Raw genomic sequence first — 24,540 nt, forward strand, 5'->3', positions numbered from 1 at the left:
AGGCAATAACATGAGTGAAGTAGTAAAAGAGGATGTTGTAGTAACAGATATAAAGGAAGATACGAAAACTCTTACACAAGAACAGGTCGATGAAGTAGTTACTAAACGACTTGAACGTGAGCGCAAAAAATACGAAGACTATGATGATATTAAAGCGAAATTAGTTGCATTTGAGCAAGCGGAAGAAGAACGAAAGAAACAAGAAATGACTGAAGTGGAACGTTTGCAAGCTGAAAAAGATGAAGCGGCTAAAAAAGCGATTGAAGCTTCGGAATTAGCGCAGAAAGCACAAGAAAAGGCAAACGCTCGAATCTTGAATACGGAAATTAAGAGTGTTGCACGTTCTCTGAATGCAAATGATCCAAACGATGTGTTAGCGCTATTAGATAAGTCAGAAATTAAAGTCGATGAAGAAGGAAACATCCAAGGCGTAGAGTCAGCAGTTGAGTCTTTAAAAGCAAGTAAGCCGTGGATGTTCAAACAAGTAATCGGAGTAGATGCGTCAGGCGGTTCTAATCCCGTAACCAATCCGAAAGCTAACGAATTATCAGCGTTAGAAAAAGAATTAACAGAAACGAAGGCTGAAGCGTTAAAAAATCCAAAGCTTGCTGGTAAGGTTACGCAATTATATAACAAAATACTCGAATTAAAATCGAAGAAGTAGATTAGTCGTTGGTTCCAAACCGACGGCTTTTTTATATTAAAAAACAATTAGGAGGCTATCAAAAATGGCAGTAGCAAATACTTATAATTTCCAACAACAGGTTCGCCAAATGCAGGCGAACGTAGACTTAATTCTCACGAAAGCACCGGTGTTATTCGGTCTTATTGGAACGGGTGAAGCACTTACCCAAACAAAATTCGAATGGCAGAACGATTATTTAAATAGTGACACAGGTATCGTTAAAACAGCCGCAGCAGCAGATGTAACAGAATTAGTCTTAGAAGCAGGCGAGGCACGTAAATTTACAGAAAATGCATTAGTACAAAATGGTCTTGAGGTATTACGTGTCGTATCAGTGGATGAATTAACAAATAAGATCACTGTTCAACGTGGTTATGATGCTACAATACCTGAAGCAATTACAGCTAAAGCAGAATTAAAAGTAATCGCTAGACCACGTCCTGAAGGCGAAGATACTTTCCGTAAAAATGAAATTAATGACCGTTTAGTATCGTTCAACTTCTCGCAAATCTTCTCTAGATACGCTTCTGTATCTCGTACACAACAACAAGTCAATACTTACGGCGTAGAGGACGAGTTAGATTATCAAGTTAACTTACGATTACAAGAATTAATTCGTGAAGCTAACAATTCACTGATCTACGGACGTAAATATATCGGTTCAGGACAACAACCACGCTCAACAGGTGGTTTATTTGCTTTCGCTAGTGAACAGGGTTCACACGTTCAACAATTCGGTGGTAAAGAAATCGATGCTAAATCCCTAAATGATGCAGTTGAGCAAGTGTTTGTACGAGGTGGTTCAGCGAATACAATTTTATGCGCTCCGAACGTTGCTCGCCAAATTACCAAATTAGGTGGAGATACTATTCGTACGACTCGTCAAGACACAGCAGCAGGTTACCAAATCTTATCATTCGTTTCTGATTTACCAGGCGGTGCAATTTCTAGTGTCGTAGTTGATCAAAATATGCCGAAAGACCGTGCGTTATTACTTGATACTAATAACATTAAAGTTCGTTATTTAACTCCGATCTATGACCAAGATGCAACGTTACCTGGGGGAGACTACTTCTCTCGTGTAATTCGTGGAGAACTTGGTTTCGAAATTAAGAACGCAAAAGAATCCATCGCAGTTCTTAGCGGTATTTCTAAGACAGTTGCATAATTATGGGCGGTTATAACCGCCTTTTTATTTACTTGGAAGGAGTACGATAAATGCCTATTTCAGAAAACGAAGTGAAGCGTCTAAACGTATCGATGCCAGTCGCTAACGATGTTAAGTTGGGTGAGATTATAAAGGCTTTGCAAGAGTCTTCGGGCGGTGCGATAAATGTGACTTGGTCAGATATCGACGGTAAACCGAGCACATTTCCACCTTCTACTCATAATCACACAATCGCTAACGTAACAAGTCTACAAACTTCACTTGACGCAAAGTTAACCGCAAGCAAAGTAACATCTCAAGCTAATAGTACCGCAACTGACGTAGCTGGGCTTGTGACGGATTTTAACGCGTTACTAGCGAAGCTTAAAACTGCGGGGGTGATGAGTTAATGGCTAAATACAAAACGTTACCAAATTATGAAGTAATTCGTCCGAAACTTCATATTCAGTTCGACTCGAAGGGGTTTTACGTAACATACGACGAATCAGAGATTGGATATTTGGACGGAAAAAGTCCTTTTATCGAGCGCGTGGATGTACCGGAAGCGGAGGAAAACCCGAAGCCTAAGCCGCGTGCTAAAGCAGTAACGAAAAAGTCAGAATAACGGAGGTAACGCCAAATGACGGTGTCAGAACGATTGCAGTCTCGATTATCAAAGGTTCCAGGCGTTACGTCGACTGACATTGACGCTTGGCTAGCCGAAGCTTTAGTTGAATCAGATTTTACCGAAGAGGATAACGCTAATGCGGTATTTTATCTTGCGCTTACGTTTGCTTATGAAGCTATCGCAGCAGATTCGGCTCGGTTTTTTAAATATACCGATGGTGAAGAAGCTGTAGATAAATCTATGATCTTCACAAATTACCAAAGACTAGTGGCTGACGCACGTAAACAATATCGAAAATACAGACGTGGCAAAGGCGCTAGTCAGACATTTGCAAAGAGAGCGGATTGGAGGTAGTTTCGTGAGCGATCTACAAGGTGAATTTGACGAAGCGCTGGGTAAGATATCGAAGCAATACGAAAAAGAAAATGAAAAACAAGTAGAAGAGACGGTAGGCGCTATTATGCTAATTCGTCTTTTTTTACTGGACTTAATTAACGAGTACCAAAAAGACGGTGTAATTAAACGAGGTAGATTAAACGCTTTGTTACGGGATTTAGACTATTACGAAAAGGAGTTTCGCAAGAAAGCAGGAGCGTCATTCGAAAAAGTAATCGATGATACAGCGAAATGGACGACTTCTAGACTTGCAAAAACTCCGTTAAACGTAACGGCTTTAGATTTTGTAAATCAGCAAGTTGTAAGATACATGCTGAAGCGGAGAGGTGAGGATGGTTTAATCCTGTCTGATCGAGTGTGGAATCTAGCAGGTGACATGCGAGCAGAATTAACGAAGGTAATACGGCCGGCTGTACTCAAAGGTGAAAGCATTAGTTCAATTTCTCAGAAAATACGAGAAGTACATGATAACGAGAAATGGAAAATCGAACGTGTAGCAATTACGGAGAGTAATAACACGCACCGAGCAGCCACGATCTACAACGGAAACGAGAGTGATATCGTTACAGGTTACAAGATTGTAGATAACGGGCATCGACATCGGTACCACTCGCGGCATATGTGTTACAAGTTAGCTAGGCGTGACGCTTACGGATTAGGTCCGGGTAGGTATCCCAAAAAGATACCTGAAAGTTTGCTAACTCAATTGATTAGTCCGCATCCTCAGTGTTCATCTCGTTTAAATTACATTATCGGTGAGGAGGAGTAACGAGTGTTAACCGAAAAAGACATCGAACAAATTCGAGCCAATCGTGAATTAATTGAACAGAACCGTCGTGAGTCTATTATTTTATGGCGAAAAGGCACATCGGAAGAAGACCCGATTACTGGCGAAGTAATTAACGGTGAGAGTACGAAAGAAACGGTGCAAGTCGTTTGGAAGAAATTCACGCTTGAAGACAACGTAAAATTCGCAGGTACTGACGCAAAAGAAGGTGAAGCACTTGTTACTTTCCGACTCGATATCGACTTGAATAACGTCGAGTACCTTGAAAGAAACGGCATCAAATACGTAATCATGCTTGTTGACGAACGAGGACTAGGCGGAATTAACCGTCGAGAAGTAGTCGTAAAGAGGGTGATTTAATGAAAGTCAGCGCGAGGATTAAGGGTATGGAAGATATTTACCGCATGGCAAACCCTGATCGATACAAAACACCAGTTGCTAATACAGTAGAGAAACATGCGAGGCTACAAGCGAACACAGCTTCTAACAGAGCGCCTGTTGAATCAGGTAATTTAGCGGGAAGTATTCCACCAAGTGTGAAAGCTTTCAACGGAGATAAAACGGGATGGTCTTACGGATCAGAAGTCGAATATGCAGCCGTTCAAGAATACACACATAAAACGAAAAAAGGATTCATGCGTAAGACAATGTTCGAAGGCGAGCAACCGATAGTTTCTGACTTGGAAAAAACGGTGCAACGAACAGCGAGAGGTTTATAACGATGTATACAATAAATGACGTAATGTATTCGCTGAAGAAATCATTAGATGAATTCGCACCTACTACTTGGGTATATGACGGTGTTTCTTTAACTGGAAAAGCAAAGCCGTTTCTAACGATTGAGTCTTTAACGGGAACAATCGAGAGGTATTCAAAGGATAATTACGCACGAAACCATCTAATACAAATCGGAGTGTATTCCGATACAGTATCAAACCGAAACGAATTACAAGATAGAATCATCGACCGACTAGAAAGGCGACCTATCGACTTGTATGACACAAGTTCGAAGGCACCTACGCTAGTCGGTTTTTTATATGCGGAAGTTTCGTCGTTCGAACCAATTCCTCAGGAAGATGGGACGCAAGTAACGGCGAAACACCGCAGTTTTATCACGATAACTATACGAAACTAGGGAGGAAATTAAATGGCAGGCTCACTGGAATTTAAGGGTAAAGAAACGTTATATTTAATCGATATTCCACAGACAGGAGGCGCTAGTAAAACAGTTCGCCTCTTTAACCAAACGTCTGGCTCACGCTCTATTGAAGCGGGTGAAATCGAGTTGAAGACGAAAGATAAAAGCGGTTCAGATTATGGCGATGTAACGCAATCGGTATCTATTGAGGGCGTGAGTACAGAAGGTGACGAAGCGTTAGACTACATCGAAGAAGCAATTACAAATAAAAAACTCGTTAAAATTCACGAAGTTTCTTTACGTAGTGCAAAAGCAGGTGAGTACAAATCGAAAAGTGGTACGTTTATGTTAAGCAGTGTGGAACTATCGCACGAAAACGAAGAGTTCTCGAAGTACTCTATCGAAGCAAAATTAAACGGTGGGTTGTCCGTAGGTAAGATCACAACGGTTCCACCAGGCGCTCCTGACGGAGATATCGCGGATAAACCTAGCGCATAGATAGGACGGGCTTAATTGCTCGTCTTTTTTAATTTCGAAAATAAAAATTAACGGAGGTTTTTATAGATGGCTAAAACATATACACGTTTTGAAGTAAAAGGGAAAGAGCATGAGCTGAAATACGGATTTGAAGCAATTAAATTAATCGATAGTAATGGTGGCCCATTCGAATTTGTACAAAAAGCAATGCAAGGCGGTCTTGAAGATTTCGTTGATGTGATTTATTACGCGTTGATCCATACAGGAGAAGGTATTACACGAAAAGATATTGAGGAAGAAATTGAACGTCAATTACTATCTGAGGAGTTATCTTTCGATGACATCTTAAAGGTAAATAAGGCGGTAGTTCTAAATAGTTTTTTCTTCAAGAAAACAGTGAACAAATTACTAGCGAGCATGGGCGAGGATCAGAAGAAAGCGTTCGAGAGTCTGTACGAATAAACGTTGATGATTTACAGGCCGATTGTTTTCGATATTTCGGAATGTCAACGCTTGAATCGAAACAGTTAAGCATTAAAGAATACCACATTATGCTTACCGGATACCGCGAGCGTCTACTAGATACCTATGAAATTGCTAGTGTTCAAGCTTTGTTTTACCGAAATGCTCAAAGCGATAAGGTTAAGAGTTTAGATGACATATACAAGCGTCCTGAAAATGCTCGAATGTTAGAAGCGAGAGAAAAAGAGCGTGAGCAACTTACGAAAAAAATTCACGCCAATGAGTCTTTATTCGATGATATCGAACGGGCGTTACGTCAAAACGGAAAGGGGGGTGAATAGTTATTAGTCAAAACAGAGTAGAAGTGCAGTTATTAGCTGATATATCGTCGTTACGGAGTAGCTTAACACAAGCAACCCAGCTTTGGCGTAATTTTCATCAAACAGTAAGTCAGCCAATTAATATACCAGCTCCTAATATTCCGTCCCCACCGCAGATACCTAGACCATCGCCACCACCACCGCCTGATATGTCAGGTTGGCAACGGACGTTTCAAAATGTAAGTAATCAAGCACAGGAAATGGGACGTAGGATACAATCAGTTGGACAAAATATGACGACGGCGTTTGCACCACTTGCTTATGCTTCTGGCAAAGCTTTCGGAAGTATGATTAAAAACTCGATGGAATTCGAGCAACAAACGAGAAAAGCGGCCGTACTTACAGGCGGTGCATATGGACAAGTTAAGAAAGATATCTTAGAAATGGCGACTAGCTCCGTATATTCAACTGGACAAGTAGCGGCGGCGTATGCGGAACTAGGGGCGAAAGGATTCGAAGCAGCGCAAGCAACTGACGCATTGCCTGGTGTTTTATCAGCGGCAGCAGCGTCGGGTGAGGACCTTGGTATGGTAGCTGATACGATAACTTCCGCATTAAATGCATTTAGTATGGAAGCGAAGGATAGTGGGCACGTAGCGGACGTCCTTGCTCAAGCAGCAAATGCAACCGCCGCAGGCGTGTACGATATGCAATATGCCTTTAAGTACGCGGCGGGTCCGGCAGCACAGTTGGGTATTGGAATGGAAGAACTTGCAGCATCCGTCGGTATTATGTCTAACGCGGGTATCAAGGGTGAAACGGCAGGTACAGCGTTAAGATCGGCAATGCTCCGTTTAGTTAAACCGCCGAAAGCAGCGGCGAATATGCTGAAAGAGTTAGGCGTTACTACGACTGACAGTAGCGGTAATATGAAGTCACTCTCCCAAATTATCGGTGAATTACAAAAGGGTATGGACGGAATGACAAGCGCTCAAAAAGGTGCAGCGTTAGCTACGATATTCGGTACAGAAGCTGTTTCTGGTATGATGGCACTTGTTTCAGCAGGCCCGGAGAAAATCGATAAATTAACGCAATCTCTCATTAAATCGGATGGTGCTTCGAAAAAAGCAGCGGACTCAATGCTTGAAGGTTGGGCAGGTGCAATTGTTAAGATGCAGTCGTCTATTGACGTAGCAGCTCGCGCATTTACAGATGCATTAGCGCCCGCAATTTCGGTTGTAGCTGACGTTATTAAGAAATTAGCTGATGGATTTAATGGTTTATCTCCGACGATGAAAACGGTGATTGCTACATTAGCTACAGCCGTTTCAGTATTTACAGTATTCATGGCGGTACTAGGAGTTTTTATTAGTAGTATAGGAGCCACAATAACAGCGTTTGGTGCGTTAGTCGGTTGGCTAGGTAAAAGCACAATGGTCGCCAAACTTGCAAGTGCAGCAATGGTAGGATTACGAGCCGCTTTCACATTTCTAACGGGTCCTATCGGTGCAACTATCGCGATATTAACTCTACTAGGAACAGCACTTGTCCAGCTATACAAACACAATGAAACGTTCCGTAACGCTGTTAATAGTGCTTGGGAATCGATTAAAACTACAACTATATCAGCCGTAGAATCTATGAAAGCGGCATTTGAGTCATTTGGTGCATATCTTGCAACAATCCCCGCTAAATTTTCAGCGATGGGCGTTGCGATAGGTGCCTTTTTTAGTTCTGTAACCGCAAAGTTAAGCGGTATCGGCCAGAGTATAAGTGGAGCTTTCGGTTCAGCGATTGAAGGACTAACCGCTAAGTTTTCAGGTATGGGAGCAGCGATTTCACCGGTTGTAGATTTTATAAAAGCATCGTTCTCATCAATCGGTAACACAATCGCTACATTAACACCGCTAATCGTACGTTTAGGATTATCGTTTTTAGGTGTGTCCGGTCCGGTTGGTTGGGTTATCGCTATTGTCGCTTCATTAGGCGCTACGATATTCAAACTTGTGAATACGAATGATCAGGCAAAAGCAGCATTGATGTCAGCTTGGGAATCAATTCAGAGTGTATTTAGCACGGTTGCTTCCGTCATCATGCCGATAATTACTTCACTAGCGAAGGGGTTTATCGACGCCTTTGCGCCGTTAGCACCGGAGTTTCAAAAGACCGGTCAAGTCATCATGGAAAGTTTCGCATCATTACAACCGGCATTTGCAGAATTAGGTGCAGCGTTTGGCGAGTTAGGTTCGACTATTATGAGTCTCTTTGGAGATGTCGTAAAACAAGTAATGCCGGTAGCAATGGATTTATTTAAGTTATTCGGAGAAAACATTCAATTAATCATGCCTATGGTTACGGATCTAATGAAACTATTCGCTGATACCACGATTGAAATCATGCCTGCAATTACGCAAGTAGTCCAGGAGTTATCTCAAATGTTTGCAGAATTAGCGGCTGAAGTAATGCCGATGCTTTCACAAGTAGCACAAGAAGTGTTTCCTGCGATATTAAACGTTATTCAAACATCGGTTGGTATATGGGTAATGCTGATAAAGACTTTCGGTGAGATTCTTGTAATTGTAGCGCAAGAGATGATACCGGTCATACTAACGGTTGTACAAGAGGTATTTCCTATCATTCAATCGATTATTGAGACGGCTATTCCTATAATCATAGAAATTATTAAATTGTTCGGTGAAATCATAACGATAGTTGCTACGACTGTATTTCCGCTGATCTTACAAGCGGTGCAAGAAGTCTTTCCGGTAATTCAAGCAATTATTCAGGCTGTAATTCCTATAATTTCAGCATTGTTACAAGGTGCAGCCGAGATTATTAAAGGCGTATTAATTCCAGCAATTCAATTCATTTTACAAATCGTGCAGGCCGTATTCCCAGCAGTAATGGGCGTTATTAAATCTGTTATCGGCATTATCACGAACATTATTAAATTATTTACGTCGATATTGAAAGGTGATTGGAGTAGAGCATGGGACGCAGTTAAGGGGATTACGTCAAATGTAATGTCGTTAATTAAAAGTATTATCGATGGAGCGATTTCTTTAATAGGTGTAATCGTACGTAATGGGTTGAATTTAGTCCAATCGATTTTCTCTAGCGTATTAAATGCGGTATGGAATGTAGTCAAATCTATATTCGAGGGAATACGTAATGTAATTTCATCAGTAATTTCAGCGGTTGGAAATATCATTTCTGCGGGGTGGAATGCGGCTAGTTCCGCAACGTCTAGTATCTTAGATGCGATGTCTAATACGATATCAAATATATGGAATAGAATCATCTCGTTCTTAAAAGGGATTAACTTAATGGATATCGGTAAGAACATCATGGAAGGTATGTTAAATGGTATAACTTCGATGGCTAGTCGTATTTGGGACAAGGTAACCGAGATAGGTAACGGTATTAAGGACAAGCTTACCGGACTATTTTCGATTCACTCTCCTTCGCGTTGGATGCGCGATATGATCGGCGTAAACATGATGCAGGGTTGGATTAACGGTGTTGACGGAATGAAAAGTTCGGTGCAACGTACGACGCAACAGATGTCTGATTGGATGAAGCCGGAAATGTTGGCGGTGGATACAGGCGCAACAATACCGAGAGGAGTAAGTGGGTTAGGTGCGTATCAATCAGCTAAACCTACACCAAGCATGTATAAGCCGAGTCAATACGAAAACCAACCGTCTAGAAATAAGGAACCAGCGAATATTAACATACAAATAGGTAAACAAGAGTTTGCGCGATTCGTTGATGATATTACTGGAGAGCAAGAAGCTGTGAAAAAACGGAAAGAAGTATTTTAAAGGAGGGCGGTAGATTGCTAGTTTTTAATGGAATCAATTTAGAAGAATACTTCGAGCAAAAATATGAAAAAGGATTTTTTATGGTTAACGATATAAGAGGTCGCGGGATTTTAAGTGACGAAATTGATGAGTTAACGGTACCTCATCGCCCAGGTTCATATTTTTTGAATAAAAGGACTCCCAAGAGAGTATTAGAAGTAGATTTCTCTCTTAAGGGAGTCACTCTTTTTGAACTGAGGAAACGAATAGACGAATTAAATGGTTTATTAGATACAGAGGAACCTGTAAAAATCATCTTCATAGACGAACCAGATATTGTGTATTACGGGACTAAGGAATCTGTAGCGGAGACTTTAGAAAAATCTAATATTCATCAAGCGACTATTACACTAATATGTCCAATGCCGTATAAGTTAGGAAAAGAGCAAACGGTTGATTTCAAAAAAGAAGTTAATGGATTAGTTGCTAATATCCAAAATAAAGGTACTGTCCATTCTAACCCTATCATTGAGATTGATATTACGAAACCAAACACATTTTTAGATGTATGGTTCAGTGGGACATCTTTAAGTGAGCGAGATTATTTCCGTATTGGAATGCCATTAAAAATGGAGCAATTGCCTGTAGAAAGAAATCAACGTCTTATATGGGATGAAATGTCCACAATTGTAGGATGGAGTAAGGTTAGTTCTATGGAAGACGGTAATCCAATTGGCGAAATGAAATCAGATAGTTACCAATTCTATTGTTCGGACTACGGTTCAGGAAACGGATGGCATGGCGCGGCTGTTAAAAAGAGTATTCCTGGTGGGCCAGTACAAGATTTTATTATGCAAGCCCACGTTACATGTAAGAGTAAAAAGATCAATGAAATGGGACGAGTTGAGATAGCAATACTCGATGAAAACAGCAAAGTTCTTTCGAAAATTGCTATGAATGATCTTTATTGGCAAGCTGAACAAAATTTTGGAACAATGGTAATTGGATACGATAACAAGCCTGGGAAAACAGGGCTGATTTATGAGAGTGGTGATTATCCGAATACATGGAATCAATATTTTGGTCGATTGTGGATAGCTAGAACAGGAAATGTATGGGAAGCGTATATTTCGAAATTTCTCCCTGGGACAGAAAAAGATGATTCAGAGCGCTTTGCAAGATGGACCGATAAAGACAATAAACATATGGAAAAAGCAGCTCAAATACAGATTAGTATCATGCAGTGGCAGGATATAGCGCCGGTAGAAGCGATGTCAGTTTCTGATTTGAAATTTTGGAAAGTAAATTTAAATAATCAAAATACACCGCCTTATATAGTCGATGTTGGTGACAAAGTCGTGATTGATACAGAAAACAGTCATGTCAGTATTGAAGGGAAAAGCGCTATTAACATAAAAGATTTTTTTAGTAATTTTCCTATTATCAATAAAGGCACTAATAAACTTGAAATCATGCCTTCCGATATAGGAACAGCAAAGGTTAAATATAGGGAGCGATTTAGATGAGAACACCAAGCGGAATACTTCATGTTGTTGATTTCAAAACGGATCAAATCATATCAGTTATTCAATCAAAAGATTATTGGGGGGATAACCGTCATTGGGAAATCAAGAATAACATTGATATGCTAGAGTTCAAAACTTTTGATGGTACTCCACATGCAATTACATTACAACAACAGAACTTAGTCTTAAAGGAAGTACGTAATGGCCGTATTGTTCCGTATGTTATAAATAATGAAGTTGAAAAAAACTCAAAGGATAGATCAATCACCGTACATGCTTCTGGTGCCTGGGTTCAAATAGCTAAAGATGGGATTATTAAACCTCAACGTATAGAGAGCGAAACAGTTAATACGTTTATTGATATCGCTCTTGCCGATTCGAAATGGCAACGTGGAATAACGGATTATTCTTCATTCCACACCATGACTATTGACGAGTTTATTGATCCTCTCACTTTTTTAAAGAAAATCGCTGCTTTGTTTGAGTTAGAAATCCAATATCGCGTTGAAGTATCCGGTTCTCAAATTACTGGATGGTACGTTGATATGATAAAGAAACGAGGGAGAGAAACAGGGAAGGAAGTAACCCTGGGAAAAGACTTAGTAGGTGTTAGACGCATTGAACATTCCAGGGATATTTGTACTGCCTTAGTCGGATTTGTACGGGGCGAAGGTGACAAACTTATTACGATTGAAAGTATCAACAATGGAATTCCTTACATCGTAGATAATGAAGCATTTCAACGGTGGAATGAGCACGGAAAACATAAATTTGGTTTCTATACTCCAGAAACAGAAGACCAAAACATGACACCGCAACGATTGCTGACATTGATGAAGACAGAATTAAAGAAGCGTGTAAATACATCGGTTTCTTATGAAGTAGAGGCACAATCGATAGGGAGAGTATTTGGACTGGCACACGAACTGATTAACGAGGGCGATACTATCCGAATTAAAGATACGGGCTTCACGCCTAAGTTATACCTTGAAGCACGTGTGATTGCTGGTGATGAATCTTTTACGGACCCTACACAAGATAAATACGCGTTCGGTGATTATCTCGAAATCACTGATCCAAACGAAGAACTACGAAAAATTTACAATCGAATCTTAGGGTCATTAGGCAATAAACAAGAACTGATAGATCAGTTAGATAAATTAGTGAAAGATGCAAATGAAACAGCTAGTAATGCTAAGAAAGAATCAGAAGCAGCGAAAACACTCGCTGAAAAAGTTCAAGAAAATCTAAAAAATAATACCGTAAATATCATTGAATCTAGGCAGCCGCCCACAGAAAATCTTCAAATTGGTAAAACGATATGGAGAGATATTAGTAACGGTAAACCTGGTATCTTAAAAGTGTGGAACGGGAAAGATTGGGAGCTTCTTATTCCTGATGTGGAATCAATCAAAAAAGATACACTGGAGCAGGTTAATAAAGATATTCAGGTCACAAAAGAAGAATTAAATAAGAAAGTGGAAGAAGCTCAAAGTGAAACCAATGGACAATTTAATAAAGTAACAGAAAGCCTTCAAGAAGTTACGAGAACTATTTCTTCTGTACAAAATTCACAGGGTGAAATTGATAAAAAAGTTACTAGTTTGCAGCAGACGAACGAAAGATTCACTAAATCTATTGAAGCATTAACACGAGAAAATAGTGAAATCAACAATAAACTAAATACAGTGGAAGATACTGTTGAAGGTACATTACAAATTATTTCTGATGTGAAACAGACAACAAACGATTTAACAAAAACAACAAATGAAATAAAGAATACGGCCACTTCAAATAAGCAGACTATTGAACAATTACAAACTGATATGAGTAATATTTCTGTGGGTTCAATCAATCTAGCAAGCGATTCAGAATCAGGATTAAGTAAACAAAATATGGTTGGAGTATGGTCAGATAGTAAGCAAATGACTCTTTCCGATAAGATTAATTACAGAAACAAAACAATTACGATCTCCTTCTTATTCACTGGAAAGATGACAAAACTCAATACAAATCCTTGGTTTGGTGTGGAAACAGCGATAACATATGCAGATGGAGAGCAAGAGTGGAAGTCCGTACGCGCAGACTTAAAGTTAAATGTTAATGCGGATTATAAAGATGAACCGCTATCAGTTACATTCAAAACAAAAGATAAAGACGTAACTCAGATAAGATTTTACTACTCGGGGCGTAATATTGATGGGAATTTAAACTCTTATCATGCGAAATTTGAAGAAGGAAATATTCGAACTACATGGCAACTTTCCAATGAAGAAGTTACTTCTAAAGCAATATTCACGAAAAAAACAACCGAGATTGAGCAAAGTGTGACAGGAATCAAAGAAACCATAACAGATGTAGAAAATAATCAGAGTGGGTTTGATAAACGTGTAACAGCAGTAGAGAAAACCGCGGATAGTATTTCACAAAGCGTCGGTAAAGTGCAAGAAATACAAACACAGCAAGGGAAAACGCTTAGTGAGGCTAATACAACAATAGGTCAACATAGTAAAGCTTTGGAAATGCAGTTGAAAATAAAAGATGTTGAAGATTATGTTGGTGGAATTGGTAATCAAACTGTATTACGGAATGTTCTTTGGAAAAATGACACGAAATATTGGGTGCCTCAATCAGGAACCACAAGAGATACAACCGTTTTATATAAGGGGTGTAATACACTTCGTACAATCTCAACAGGAAATACAACAGACGTATACAGGGGCGCTTCACATGAACTTATAAATGCTGGACCTGGTTGGAATTATGTGTTTTCCGCATACTTTTATACAGATAATAAGTCTAGTATTGATAATGGCGCGAAAATGGAATTGAAATGTTTAGATGCAAATGGAAATGTGTTAAAGCAATACGGACAAGAGATTACGTTAACACAAGGCATGTGGATAAGACATCATGTGTATGGTCTACTTGTAGATGGGACGAAGAAAGTACAAGTACAATACTGGTTGCGTAGAAATGGAAGGCTGTGGGCAGCTCAACCTATGTTGCAGATCGGCGATAAACCTTCTTCATTTATGGAGAACCCCGTTGATATTGTAGATAAAGATAAAATCATGGAAGAAGTGGCCGATAAGATAGCAACTGAAGATTACACTAAAAAAGTAACCGAATTAGAAAGAGGTATCGCTACTAATGAAGAAGGCGTTACTATCATTTCCAAAAAACAGGAAAGTTTTATTAATGAGACCTATAATGCCTATGTAAAGAAAACAGAATCGAAGTTACAGGTATTAGATGAAGGGATCTTAGCACAAATTTTAAAAGACGGTATCATTACTTCTATTAATATGTCACCTGGTAAGATTACAATCGATGCTGAGAAACTGAATATTAATGCTGATACAATGGTGAAATGGTTAACTGCAAAAGGCATTGATACGAATCTTATTAGAATTGATGGTGATAAGATAACCATTGATAAAGATGGTGTAACTGTTAAAATTCTAGACTTCCTATTCCAAGACGAATGGGGCACAAAAACAACTGCAGTATCAAGACGAAACCTAATAGCAGATCCAGACTTTTCTAGTGTTACAAAGAAAAACATTGGACATAACGATTATTATGGATTTGAAGGTGGATACGGTCTTACTTGGAAGTCCTGGGGAAATGTCGTAATTGAAAAGAATACACATATATTCGATTACGAGCAAATGGTAAATGCTGCAAGGGTAGATATGTATAACTATCCGGAAACGATCGTAAATAACGGTATACATCCTGGTAACGAATATACAGCATCCGCTCACTTTAGAACTGCCATGATAAATGGCGTGCGAAAGACAGGAAAACCGAGAATACACGTGTGTTGCGTTAAATTCCGAGACAACGTAAGCTACGACATATTGAGTGAACAAAAGATGGACTTTCCTGAACCGTCCACATATTATGGTGAAATTAGAAGATACTCTTTCACTTTCAAAGTGCCGGCAAACTATATTCCGCAACAACATGCATTGATTATTAAAGTTTGTTCTGCTAATGCTGACATGAGACAAGGGACAGCGATTTGTGTAAGTGGTGTAACGCTATACAGTGGGAAATATGCATCTATGTATAATTGGGATCGTGCTGCAGCAGAAAGAGCAGATGGCATTCAGCCGTTTAACGCACTTGCTGTAGGTGGTGTGAATAATAATATAGCTCCAGCACCAGACGGACAAACGTTTGATATAAGTACTGAAAAAGAAGTTAAAATCTTTAGGAATATAAGAGCAATGCAGGGAATTAACCTAGGCGGCGGTGGATTCCAACAATGGGGGCATATTCGTTTTACAGACGGTAATGCTGGAGCAGGTTTTTATGTGAGTACTCCAAGTGGTTGGAAATTTAACGCACTTGGATAGAAAGGGGAAGTAAGAATGAATGAGAATCAAATGATGCCACTTCAAGCAGGTGAAAGCTTTCCTTTTATGGGGAGGCTGGTGGATGCAGAGCGAACAGAGACAGGGGTTTTTGTTCAAATACCTGCTGACATGTTAAATAATGCAGGTATTCTAAACGGTGTTAGCAGGGTTGAAGTATGGAGAGAGATGGATGGGACAGTAAAGTTTCGAATTGCTACGCTGTGTGAAATATGTAAACGTGGAGCACGTCTATATGAATTGGATATGGGATTTGCGAAAAAAAATATTTGCCTAGAGTGTTATACATCACTCACTGGAAATTATCCATCACAAGAACCGCCAACACCAACTAATGAAAATAACATACAAACAGAGCAGGAACAGCAATAGCAATAGCTGGTCTTTTTTTATTGCCCATAAAGGAGAATGACGATGTTTATGCCGGAAGAAGTCTTTAAATTAGCGTTATCACAAGGACTCTTAGCAGTCCTTTTTGTTTGGTTATTTTTCGATTCACGTAAGGAGAGCAAGGAGCGTGAAAGCAAATACCAAGCGGTAATTGAGAAGAACCAGGAGGTAATCGAAACGCAAGCTTCTGCATTTGGTTCGCTATCGAAAGATGTAACGGAAATCAAACAGATTTTAAATACGAAGGAGGACGTAAAGTGAAACGTATTAACAAACTATTAATCTCTATGGCTACCGTAATGGTAGTCTTTTTTTCATTCATGGGTGGAGCGTTTGCCGAATCGATTAACCGTATGCTCATTCCAGACTTACCTAAGCAATCTTATCGCTATGGAGTCGGTGCGTACGAAGGTGTAGTAGCTCATTCAACTGCCACTCCGGAAGCGCCCGCTATTAATATCCGAAACTATGAAGCTAGGACTTGGCGAAATGCTTTCGTTCACTTTGCGGTAGACTGGAACGAAACGATTCAAATCGCAGATACAAAGTATATCGCTTATGGAGCAGGTCCAGCGGCAAATAAACGATTTGTTCATGTTGAGCTTTCTGAATCTAGTAATCCAGCGAAATTTAAATCATCATATGACCGTTACGTTAAATTACTAGCGAAGATTCTGAAAGATAACGGTTTATCGGTCGAACAAGGTCTTTGGACTCACGAAGATGTAACGAAAAAATTAGGCGGTACTGACCATGAAGACCCACGCGCATACTTAGCTTCTCACGGTGTATCTATCGCTCAGTTACGTGCTGATGTAAAGAAAGCGTACGGCAATAACGAAGTGTCTGTTGTAGTACCGGAAAAACCTATTAAGCCAGAGGTCGAGAAACCTAATGTCTCTGTAACGCCATCTAACGGTGTTGCATACATCGATGGAACTAACGTTAACTTACGAAAAGGCCCGAGCGCTGATTTTTCTAAGATTCGTAAGTTAAATAAACCGGAAGCATACCAAGTTTGGGGCGAAGTAAATGGGCCTAACGGTAAGTGGTTAAACTTAGGCGGTGACCAATGGATTAAGTATGATTCGTCTTATATTCGTTATGACAAAGGTAGTAATAACGAGAATACTAAAGTTGTAGGTAAACGTGTCGTATCGAAAGTAAACGACTTGAACTTCTATACGAAAGCTACGTGGAATAAATCATACCTAGCGGGCACTGTTGACGCAGGACTCGGCTTTACTATCGATGCTAAAGTTGATGTAAACGGCTATCCGCAGTATAAGGCACACAATTCGAAAGGGAATACGTACTACATTACGGCTAGTCCGACTTATGTGAATGTGAAGTAACATGTGCGTTTATTGAACATAGAAAAGACCGCCTATTACAGGCGGTCAATTTTTTTATTTTTTTACTACTCCACCAGCGACACCAGATAAGGTCATAGCATCCCCGATTGTATTTACGTTTGTTTCTGGGGTTCCATAGAATGCATCTAAAGCTCCGATAAACCAATCAGCACCAACTGTAACTGTATAGCCATTAGACTTCCAGTTACTAATTAGTCGGTTTGTTAATGTTCGTTTCTCTGCTTCGGATAACTTTAGCCACGCTTCACCCTTACTGTTTGCATCAACAGTTGTAGTCTGAACTTCATTTTGTTTAGGTTGTTGTACTTCTTGTTGCTCGCGTTGTTCTTGTTCTTTTTTTATTTTAGCTCGTTCTTGTTGTGCTTCTTGTTCAGAAAAGCCGTTTTCAATAGATATTATATTTTTTGTGTCAATGTCAATTTTATATTTATCGTAAGAAATATTGTGAATTTTTACCGATTTATCTCCGCTATATTGTTTTTCTACTTCATATTTACTTCCAAGTTTATCAATGAGATGTTTATTTGTAGAAGTATATTCTGCAGTTGAAACATCAATAAGTATTTTCACATAGTATTGTCCGTTTTCGACAAGTTGTGACGGGGAAATAGTTGTTTGTAATTTACCATCTTTAAATACCTCACTACTTGTAGCGGTATAATTGTATTCATCTGATTTTTTTGAACTGTATACTTTTATGGTTGCTTTTGTAGAATCAGGAATATTGGTAGTTAAGGATAATTTGAGTTTATTTGTCTCCTTATTATAATCTAACGTATCTAATTGTGCGGATAGTTTTTCTTTTTTTGGTTCAGAGGTAGCATCTTTAATTTTAGTAGATGACTCTGTATTCGATGCCGGTTTATCACCGAATATTACTTTAATAGAGAAACAAAAAATTATAGCTATAAAGACAACTAATATGACAGTCCTAGTTTTAATCAAAACTTCATCTCCTTTTTAATATATAAAATACATAATTAATAAATATAATAATATAACGTTTTTTAATTGAAGTAAATATTTCCATGTGTTTTATATAAAGATATTTAAGTAATAATAAATTGAATTTTAGACAGTATTGAAAAAAACTTATCTAATATTTTCTTAAAAAGCCTTCTAAAAGAACGTAAGTTCGCATATAATAAGAACAAACGTTCTTGATGTTAGGAGTGATTACCTTGTATGATTATTCTCTTTTGCCTAAGCGGATTATATTATGCGTCGATTTGCGTAGCTTTTATGCAAGCGTATCATGTATCAAAAGAGGATTAGACCCACGGTATACAAAACTTGCCGTAGTAGGTGATGTAAATCGAAGCGGATCAATAGTACTAGCGGCAACGCCACCACTTAAAGCGTTAGGGATTAATAAAATGGCTCGGTTATATGAGATACCTAAACGACCAGATATAATTATCGTTAATCCAATCATGCATACATATATTAAATGTTCGAATTACATAACGAAACTAGCGTTACAGTACGTAGCGCCCGAAGACTTCCACCAGTATTCCATAGATGAATTTTTTATGGATATGACGGCTTCTTTACATTTATTTGCGGATAACCCGTATGAGTTTTCGCTGAAGTTAAAGAATGAAATTTACGCCCGAACTCGTATCGAATGTACTATCGGCATTGGTCCGAATTTGCTAATGAGTAAAGTAGCCATGGACATCGAAGCAAAAAAGAATGATGACGGTATAACACAATGGACGTATGACGATATACCCGAGAAGTTATGGAGTATTAGACCACTCAGTAAATTTTGGGGTATATCGTATAAAACGGAGGAGAAGTTAAATCGAAAAGGGATACGGACGATAGGAGATTTAGCAAATTATCCGCTGAAATATTTGAAGCAGAATTTCGGTGTAATCGGCGAGGAACTCCACTTACATAGTAACGGTATAGATTTCAGTCGTATATCGGAAAAACACGTACCAACGGAAACTTCTATCGCTAAAAGTCAGATACTCTTACGTGATTATACGATAGGCGAATTCCCTATTATTTTGTTAGAACATATCGAGGAAGTTTGTTATCGATTGCGAAGACAACGTAAGCTCGCTCGAACCGTTCATTTTTCCGTTGGATACAGTAAAGGATACGGTGGAGGCGGAGGTATACGTAAATCACATACATTAAGTCGACCAACGAATCTAACGATGGATATCTATAACGTCTGTACATATTATTTACATACACTATATACTGGCGAACCGATTAGATCAGTCAGTATTTCATTAACGAATTTAGCAAGTGAAGGGGAAGAACAGATTTCGTTATTTGATAACGTAGTACAACGCGAAAAGGAAATGCGACTAACACAAGTCATGGACGAAATACGTACTAAGTTTGGTAAGAACAGCATATTACGGGGCGTTTCCTATACGAAAAATGCAACCGCAAGATATCGAAATACATTACTAGGGGGACATAAGTCGTGACTAACATGAGCAATAGTAATATGCCGAAGGGGAGAGGTATGGTCAAGTGGCAGCCTTTCGCAAGCATGCCGGAACAGTTCGCTGGTATTCGCGATATTATTAAGGAGAACGCGAAATTACCTAGACCTATCGTTACAAAGGACGCACAAGAACGAATTGAAAATCGATTGCTCATTTCGTTACTAGGCGAAGAGGAGTTACTTATTACATATTACGAGGACGGTTACATACTTACGAATTACTACACTGTCATGGACATCGATCTTTTAGAAAAGAACGTTATTTGTACGGATGCTTTTCGTAACAAACGTACATTTAAATTTATCAATATCATTGACGTAGAGTAAACGTACGCTAAAATCCTTTCATACTTTCTTAACGGCTACTTAACGGTACTCTGCTAAAATTAGTTGTGTAATTATTATATAACGAAAAAGGAGCCGAAATATGACACGTACCCTATACGAAATATCTATGCCAGGTTACGAAAAGTTGAAGTGGTATCCGAGGTGAGGCGAGGGAAACAGACGTATCAATTTGAGGTATATCGCTCAGATAACGAAATGTCGGTATTCCATATTGATGAACTAGGACGGAAACGTGCGATAACAAGTACGGAAGAGTTAGCCATGATGTTGGTAGTAGCCGAAGATAAGAAGCGTTTTTTAGATTACGTAGGAGATTCCGAATGGGTATTGTTAGACGGAGTGTGCGCCGATAGAGGGGTGACGAAAGAGGAGATATCCGCGTATTTACACCTGAAGACGCATGTGCTGGACGAGATGGAAGCGGGATGAATACGAAAAGAAAACCACCTGTGAAGGGCGGTTTTCTTTGTTTATTTTGCTAAAGCAGGATGTTGCCAATAATCACTAACAACGGTAGGTAGGTTTTTATATAAGAAGTTATCGAAATTAATCTTATCTATTGTTTCACGATCAATATTCATTTTCACGACGGGATCAGTTTTTTTGTTTCCATATGTATCTGTAAGTTCGGCTTTCCAGACAAAGATGACTTTCTGAATTTCTTTTTCTTTAGCCAGTTCTTTTAATATATTAGTTGTATCATTCCACACAAGAATTTTATCAGTTGCATTTGTTAAATTAAGTAATACGACTTTATTGTTCGGTTCTGGTAAGTCGAAGTTTTTATTTATTTCAATCGATTCAACATCACTTTTCCCAATGGTCTTCTTAACAGTTTTCTCGATGCTTTCTTTGAACTTCACTTCTTTATTTTTCTCGTTATTCTTAGCCTTCTCTTGTGATTTCTGTTCTTTTTCAGCCTGTTTTTGCGCCTCTTTTTCTTCCTTCTCTTGTTGCTTACGTTGCTTCTCTGCTTCTTTTTCGGCTTGTTTCTGTACTTTTTGCTCCTCTTTTTGAGCTTGTTCTTGCGCAGCCGTTTCTTTATCTTGTGGAGTACATCCAGTAGCAAGTGCAAGTGATGCCCCGATAATGATTATTCCGAATCTACTCAAACATTTTTTCCCCATTTAGCTCACTCCCGTTTAAATATATTCTAATACAAGTATATCAAAGCAAACGGTAAATTTCTCCATAAAAAAGAACGCTTTACTTAGCGTCCTCCACAACGAATAAATCTTCGATTTTCAATTCTAACGCGTTACTAATACGAATCAATGTTTCGATTTCATAACGAGACTGGCGACTGAATCGACTAATTGTAGCCTCTGTCGTACCGGCCATCTCCGCTAAATCCTTTTGACGTAAGTTACGTTCCGATAAAATCTCCGACAAACGTGGTGTCACCTTCATAGTAGTACCTCCGTCCTAATTATCCTTAGTTACATCTTACAGTTTCGTAATTATTTCGTCAATAACTATTGACTTGCGAATTACACAAGTGTAAGATGAAATCATTAATAACGAATTACACATACGTAATGTGAAAGGGGATGAACGGAATGAATGAGTTTAAATTGTTAATGAACGCTATTCAATTCATAACTTTCGAGGAATTACCTGTAGGATTACAACATGAGATTACTAGCAGCGTAGATTCAAACGAGATAGAAAACGGAGTATTGCTGTTTAAAGTACGTAACCTAAATATCGGAGGCTATCCACATACGATTGTTTACGTCGAAACAGACGCTAACTATTACGTATTTACTTACGTAGTACTTAAAGCCGGACCGTCAATTAGGAAACAGACGATTAGTAAAACAACTATTAGTATGTTTCAGTTATTACGTAACGAAGATGGAGGAGGTAACGTAGTATGTTCGCAAAGCTAAACGATTATTTTGGGCTTGAAACGTTATCTGATCGTGTTTGGTATTACGGAGTGTTTGGCGTAGGCGGTACGTTGTACGCTATCGATATGTTTATTGCTTATGCACTTTGATACGTGAATTCACGTATGTAGAAAGACAATTGAATAGCGGAAATCATCCAATTAGCCTCATGTAATCATTCGTTTTTAAAAACGGAGGACACGAGGCTTAGTTCCCTATTGTCTTTTTTAGGAGATACGGAGGTAATTTCCGAACGTGGAATTGCCTGTAAACCACGCTAAAAACTGATGTTGGCTTGCTATCGGTCGTGCGGGAAGTACTGAGTATGCTTCTACAAGGATAGCGCCCCGTAACGTATTCCTATTCGTACATTGCGGGTGGGCGAGAGCGGCCTATAACGGCTCGGGTGGTAGCCATGAGCATTAAGGTGCTCGGGAACACGTTCAGCTTGTCGCACAGGGGTGGCTTTGTGTAGTGGACAAGCCTTAGGCGAAGGGCGTGTGTGATGAAAATCGCCAAGTGAATAGGGTCTATACATACGGAACACTGACAAAGCAAGGCATGAAACGAAACGTATAAGACACTTGTCTCTCTTACGTGCTTCGTTTATTTTTTAACGTAGCGACGTAGGGGACAAGTTCGCCTGCCAGCCGTTTTCCTAACTTCGCTTCGGCATGATAAAAACCGTAAAACCTTAAAGTCAAGGGCAAAAACGAAAGGTAACGTCACTGACTACGATAGGCGGGGGACGGTGGCCACTACCGCTAACTAAGCGAAGGGAAAAACGGATCAGTAAGTAGTTAGGGACGGAGTAAGGCCAACGTTAAGTTTAAACGAAAATAACAAGATAACTTACTGATAAAACGGAGGAGGGATTATGATAGGGAGTTAGAAGAAGAATTGATAGACAGGTTTAATAAATCGTTGAAAGTCTACTGTTCTGAAGTTGAAAAGCGAGATATAATTCACAAACTATAAAATGAGAAAGAAACCGGCTCTGTAAAAGAAGGCGGTCTTTTCTTGTTCTTTTAATGTATTATTCTATTTATAATATAGTTATGTAGCTTATAGAGAGGAGGGTATTATATGTATAAAAATATATTTACAACTTTATTATTAGTTTTCTTTATTGCCGCTTGCTCTTCGACAACAGATGGTACTAATAAGACGGAGGAGAAGAGGGAAATTACTACTGAAAGTAATAAACCAGTTGGGTCGAAAGATAAGGAACAACCCGTGAAAAAAGAAATTGTGGAACCAAGTGAAAAAATGAAGGACTGGGCTTCCTTTACACAGCAAAAGAAAATAGAGGTTGTAAAAAAAGGTATTGAATATGAGAAGGAGCAACAGGCAATTAAGAGGTCACCAGTAAAAGTAGTTGGCACAACAGAAGAATTTGTAAAAATAATTGATGAACGCTATGTAGAAATTGAAGGGTTCGAAGGCTATGAAAAATATAGAATGATGGATTCAACGATTGCTGCTCAAGTCGGTATCATGGGGCATGCTAAACAACTTTTGGATTTTGATTATGGGGGCCAGTAGGTTACTACTGGTTTTTTTGTTTAAGGATAAATTAGATGTTAAATGAACCTTATTATCCCTTGAAAGATATCGCTTAGAACACATATCTATATCTCATCGTGTGACCAAATCGATATCTACTTAAAAACGAGAAAAAGCTAGCCCGTAAGGACCAACTTAATCTTTTACATACTTAAATATCGAATAACTTCAAGTAAGGAACTACCTGCGATAACAGAGATGATCTTATTGAAATCACAATGAAAATCAAAATCTATCGTGGCTCTTTGAAAATCTAAATTTAAGCATGTTACCATATGCCTTTCGACAGGCGAAACGCCTTTGATAAGCCATATGGGCCTCTCTTTCTGCGTTTGTTTTCGTATATATAGAAGAAAGTGGACGTACAAGTGGTTGGTCAGTGATATAAAAGGGCGCGACCTAAATTATCGTTAGTAGTCAAGACATAGACACTTGAAATTAGGAAAAATAAAAAGCGCGGGAAGCCTACGCTAAGTTAATAGAAGATATAAACCCTTGTCTTGTAACGGTTTATTATATAAATTTTACTGTGTTAGCGGTCACACTAGCGGTCACACTCTGCATGAAAACCCTTATCAAATACCCTCCACAAAGCCTTTTATATAGCCGTTTCCGTGTACGATGCATACACTGGCCAAACGCGCGATGTAAAAACATTATCCGGCGGAGAGAAATTTAACGCATCACTTTGCTTAGCGCTAGGAATGGCAGATGTCATTCAAGCATATGAAGGCGGTATTT

26 protein-coding genes are annotated in these 24,540 nt (G+C 39.0%); 23 read left to right on the top strand and 3 right to left on the bottom strand.

What is annotated here, in order from left to right:
* Positions 1-10 precede the first annotated feature (10 nt).
* The 18 genes from GBN78_RS08445 to GBN78_RS08530 all read left to right on the top strand — a co-directional run bounded on the left by GBN78_RS08445 (position 11) and on the right by GBN78_RS08530 (position 17,499).
* Positions 11-664, top strand: a complete 654-nt coding sequence (locus GBN78_RS08445; RefSeq protein ID WP_152127220.1) for a phage scaffolding protein — start codon at positions 11-13, stop codon at positions 662-664.
* Positions 665-728: 64 nt separating this feature from the next.
* Entirely contained in the window at positions 729-1,853 is a 1,125-nt protein-coding gene (locus GBN78_RS08450) for an SU10 major capsid protein (protein ID WP_152127222.1), read from the top strand.
* Positions 1,854-1,903: 50 nt separating this feature from the next.
* Complete coding sequence (locus GBN78_RS08455; RefSeq protein WP_152127224.1) at positions 1,904-2,242, top strand: head fiber protein; 339 nt, start codon at positions 1,904-1,906, stop codon at positions 2,240-2,242.
* Complete coding sequence (locus GBN78_RS08460) at positions 2,242-2,457, top strand: hypothetical protein (RefSeq protein ID WP_152127226.1); 216 nt, start codon at positions 2,242-2,244, stop codon at positions 2,455-2,457. The genes GBN78_RS08455 and GBN78_RS08460 overlap by 1 nt, the downstream gene beginning before the upstream one ends.
* Positions 2,458-2,472: 15 nt before the next feature.
* Positions 2,473-2,814 (top strand): hypothetical protein, encoded by a 342-nt coding sequence (locus tag GBN78_RS08465; protein ID WP_152127228.1) that lies wholly within the window; start codon positions 2,473-2,475, stop codon positions 2,812-2,814.
* Between the two features lie 4 nt (positions 2,815-2,818).
* Positions 2,819-3,625 (top strand): hypothetical protein, encoded by an 807-nt coding sequence (locus GBN78_RS08470; RefSeq protein ID WP_152127230.1) that lies wholly within the window; start codon positions 2,819-2,821, stop codon positions 3,623-3,625.
* A 3-nt stretch (positions 3,626-3,628) separates the two neighbouring features.
* The gene (locus GBN78_RS08475) at positions 3,629-4,003 is read left to right on the top strand and encodes a hypothetical protein (protein WP_152127232.1); all 375 of its coding nucleotides are present in this window, start codon (positions 3,629-3,631) and stop codon (positions 4,001-4,003) included.
* A complete protein-coding gene (locus GBN78_RS08480; RefSeq protein ID WP_152127234.1) occupies positions 4,003-4,362 on the top strand; it encodes a hypothetical protein in 360 nt (119 codons plus the stop codon). Before GBN78_RS08475 ends, GBN78_RS08480 begins: the two co-directional genes overlap by 1 nt.
* A 2-nt stretch (positions 4,363-4,364) precedes the next feature.
* Positions 4,365-4,778: a hypothetical protein gene (locus GBN78_RS08485; RefSeq protein ID WP_152127236.1), complete on the top strand. Its 414-nt coding sequence runs from the start codon at positions 4,365-4,367 to the stop codon at positions 4,776-4,778.
* 12 nt (positions 4,779-4,790) lie between these two features.
* Positions 4,791-5,279: a phage major tail protein, TP901-1 family gene (locus GBN78_RS08490; RefSeq protein ID WP_152127238.1), complete on the top strand. Its 489-nt coding sequence runs from the start codon at positions 4,791-4,793 to the stop codon at positions 5,277-5,279.
* A gap of 66 nt (positions 5,280-5,345) precedes the next feature.
* Entirely contained in the window at positions 5,346-5,720 is a 375-nt protein-coding gene (locus GBN78_RS08495) for a tail assembly chaperone (RefSeq protein WP_086389102.1), read from the top strand.
* 89 nt (positions 5,721-5,809) lie between these two features.
* On the top strand, positions 5,810-6,061 hold the full coding sequence (locus tag GBN78_RS08500) for a hypothetical protein (protein WP_042867341.1): 252 nt from the start codon (positions 5,810-5,812) through the stop codon (positions 6,059-6,061).
* 23 nt (positions 6,062-6,084) lie between these two features.
* A complete protein-coding gene (locus GBN78_RS08505) occupies positions 6,085-9,864 on the top strand; it encodes a phage tail tape measure protein (RefSeq protein ID WP_152127241.1) in 3,780 nt (1,259 codons plus the stop codon).
* Between the two features lie 14 nt (positions 9,865-9,878).
* Positions 9,879-11,369: a distal tail protein Dit gene (locus GBN78_RS08510; protein WP_152127243.1), complete on the top strand. Its 1,491-nt coding sequence runs from the start codon at positions 9,879-9,881 to the stop codon at positions 11,367-11,369.
* Positions 11,366-15,736: a phage tail spike protein gene (locus tag GBN78_RS08515; protein WP_152127245.1), complete on the top strand. Its 4,371-nt coding sequence runs from the start codon at positions 11,366-11,368 to the stop codon at positions 15,734-15,736. The genes GBN78_RS08510 and GBN78_RS08515 overlap by 4 nt, the downstream gene beginning before the upstream one ends.
* 15 nt (positions 15,737-15,751) lie before the next feature.
* A complete protein-coding gene (locus GBN78_RS08520; protein WP_086389105.1) occupies positions 15,752-16,126 on the top strand; it encodes a hypothetical protein in 375 nt (124 codons plus the stop codon).
* 42 nt (positions 16,127-16,168) lie between these two features.
* On the top strand, positions 16,169-16,405 hold the full coding sequence (locus GBN78_RS08525) for a BhlA/UviB family holin-like peptide (RefSeq protein WP_152127261.1): 237 nt from the start codon (positions 16,169-16,171) through the stop codon (positions 16,403-16,405).
* Positions 16,402-17,499: an N-acetylmuramoyl-L-alanine amidase gene (locus tag GBN78_RS08530; protein ID WP_152127247.1), complete on the top strand. Its 1,098-nt coding sequence runs from the start codon at positions 16,402-16,404 to the stop codon at positions 17,497-17,499. The genes GBN78_RS08525 and GBN78_RS08530 overlap by 4 nt, the downstream gene beginning before the upstream one ends.
* A gap of 54 nt (positions 17,500-17,553) precedes the next feature.
* Here the strand turns inward: GBN78_RS08530 and GBN78_RS08535 are convergent, their stop codons facing one another.
* Positions 17,554-18,465, bottom strand: coding sequence for a hypothetical protein (locus GBN78_RS08535; RefSeq protein WP_152127249.1), 912 nt, complete (start codon positions 18,463-18,465; stop codon positions 17,554-17,556).
* A gap of 236 nt (positions 18,466-18,701) precedes the next feature.
* Between GBN78_RS08535 and GBN78_RS08540 the strand changes: the two genes are divergently transcribed.
* Together GBN78_RS08540 and GBN78_RS08545 are read left to right on the top strand one after the other, a co-directional pair.
* A complete protein-coding gene (locus GBN78_RS08540; protein WP_098420350.1) occupies positions 18,702-19,973 on the top strand; it encodes a Y-family DNA polymerase in 1,272 nt (423 codons plus the stop codon).
* Between the two features lie 5 nt (positions 19,974-19,978).
* Positions 19,979-20,320 carry a YolD-like family protein gene (locus GBN78_RS08545; RefSeq protein WP_098625455.1) on the top strand — a complete coding sequence of 114 codons (342 nt, stop codon included), beginning with the start codon at positions 19,979-19,981 and terminating at the stop codon, positions 20,318-20,320.
* A 491-nt stretch (positions 20,321-20,811) separates the two neighbouring features.
* On the opposite strand, the gene GBN78_RS08555 is transcribed toward GBN78_RS08545, so the two are convergent.
* Entirely contained in the window at positions 20,812-21,468 is a 657-nt protein-coding gene (locus tag GBN78_RS08555; protein ID WP_152127251.1) for a hypothetical protein, read from the bottom strand.
* A gap of 79 nt (positions 21,469-21,547) precedes the next feature.
* Positions 21,548-21,751: a helix-turn-helix domain-containing protein gene (locus GBN78_RS08560; RefSeq protein WP_000869306.1), complete on the bottom strand. Its 204-nt coding sequence runs from the start codon at positions 21,749-21,751 to the stop codon at positions 21,548-21,550.
* 149 nt (positions 21,752-21,900) lie between these two features.
* Between GBN78_RS08560 and GBN78_RS08565 the strand changes: the two genes are divergently transcribed.
* The 3 genes from GBN78_RS08565 to GBN78_RS08575 all read left to right on the top strand — a co-directional run bounded on the left by GBN78_RS08565 (position 21,901) and on the right by GBN78_RS08575 (position 23,778).
* Positions 21,901-22,233, top strand: a complete 333-nt coding sequence (locus GBN78_RS08565; protein ID WP_152127253.1) for a hypothetical protein — start codon at positions 21,901-21,903, stop codon at positions 22,231-22,233.
* Complete coding sequence (locus GBN78_RS08570; RefSeq protein ID WP_016125016.1) at positions 22,218-22,343, top strand: DUF3961 domain-containing protein; 126 nt, start codon at positions 22,218-22,220, stop codon at positions 22,341-22,343. Before GBN78_RS08565 ends, GBN78_RS08570 begins: the two co-directional genes overlap by 16 nt.
* Positions 22,344-23,319: 976 nt before the next feature.
* On the top strand, positions 23,320-23,778 hold the full coding sequence (locus GBN78_RS08575) for a hypothetical protein (protein WP_152127255.1): 459 nt from the start codon (positions 23,320-23,322) through the stop codon (positions 23,776-23,778).
* The last annotated feature ends 762 nt before the right edge of the window (positions 23,779-24,540 follow it).

It is taken from the genome of Bacillus sp. B2-WWTP-C-10-Post-4, assembly GCF_009183805.1.
In the GTDB taxonomy this organism is placed as follows: domain Bacteria; phylum Bacillota; class Bacilli; order Bacillales; family Bacillaceae_G; genus Bacillus_A; species Bacillus_A cereus.

What these genes read in the sequence shown, in the direction of transcription:
- GBN78_RS08445 (WP_152127220.1), top strand. Translation starts at nt 11, where the DNA reads ATGAGTGAAGTAGTAAAAGAGGATGTTGTAGTAACAGATATAAAGGAA.
- GBN78_RS08450 (WP_152127222.1), top strand. Translation starts at nt 729, where the DNA reads ATGGCAGTAGCAAATACTTATAATTTCCAACAACAGGTTCGCCAAATG.
- GBN78_RS08455 (WP_152127224.1), top strand. Translation starts at nt 1,904, where the DNA reads ATGCCTATTTCAGAAAACGAAGTGAAGCGTCTAAACGTATCGATGCCA.
- GBN78_RS08460 (WP_152127226.1), top strand. Translation starts at nt 2,242, where the DNA reads ATGGCTAAATACAAAACGTTACCAAATTATGAAGTAATTCGTCCGAAA.
- GBN78_RS08465 (WP_152127228.1), top strand. Translation starts at nt 2,473, where the DNA reads ATGACGGTGTCAGAACGATTGCAGTCTCGATTATCAAAGGTTCCAGGC.
- GBN78_RS08480 (WP_152127234.1), top strand. Translation starts at nt 4,003, where the DNA reads ATGAAAGTCAGCGCGAGGATTAAGGGTATGGAAGATATTTACCGCATG.
- GBN78_RS08485 (WP_152127236.1), top strand. Translation starts at nt 4,365, where the DNA reads ATGTATACAATAAATGACGTAATGTATTCGCTGAAGAAATCATTAGAT.
- GBN78_RS08490 (WP_152127238.1), top strand. Translation starts at nt 4,791, where the DNA reads ATGGCAGGCTCACTGGAATTTAAGGGTAAAGAAACGTTATATTTAATC.
- GBN78_RS08495 (WP_086389102.1), top strand. Translation starts at nt 5,346, where the DNA reads ATGGCTAAAACATATACACGTTTTGAAGTAAAAGGGAAAGAGCATGAG.
- GBN78_RS08500 (WP_042867341.1), top strand. Translation starts at nt 5,810, where the DNA reads ATGCTTACCGGATACCGCGAGCGTCTACTAGATACCTATGAAATTGCT.
- GBN78_RS08515 (WP_152127245.1), top strand. Translation starts at nt 11,366, where the DNA reads ATGAGAACACCAAGCGGAATACTTCATGTTGTTGATTTCAAAACGGAT.
- GBN78_RS08520 (WP_086389105.1), top strand. Translation starts at nt 15,752, where the DNA reads ATGAATGAGAATCAAATGATGCCACTTCAAGCAGGTGAAAGCTTTCCT.
- GBN78_RS08525 (WP_152127261.1), top strand. Translation starts at nt 16,169, where the DNA reads ATGTTTATGCCGGAAGAAGTCTTTAAATTAGCGTTATCACAAGGACTC.
- GBN78_RS08545 (WP_098625455.1), top strand. Translation starts at nt 19,979, where the DNA reads ATGAGCAATAGTAATATGCCGAAGGGGAGAGGTATGGTCAAGTGGCAG.
- GBN78_RS08555 (WP_152127251.1), bottom strand. Translation starts at nt 21,468, where the DNA reads ATGGGGAAAAAATGTTTGAGTAGATTCGGAATAATCATTATCGGGGCA.
- GBN78_RS08560 (WP_000869306.1), bottom strand. Translation starts at nt 21,751, where the DNA reads ATGAAGGTGACACCACGTTTGTCGGAGATTTTATCGGAACGTAACTTA.
- GBN78_RS08565 (WP_152127253.1), top strand. Translation starts at nt 21,901, where the DNA reads ATGAATGAGTTTAAATTGTTAATGAACGCTATTCAATTCATAACTTTC.
- GBN78_RS08570 (WP_016125016.1), top strand. Translation starts at nt 22,218, where the DNA reads ATGTTCGCAAAGCTAAACGATTATTTTGGGCTTGAAACGTTATCTGAT.
- GBN78_RS08575 (WP_152127255.1), top strand. Translation starts at nt 23,320, where the DNA reads ATGTATAAAAATATATTTACAACTTTATTATTAGTTTTCTTTATTGCC.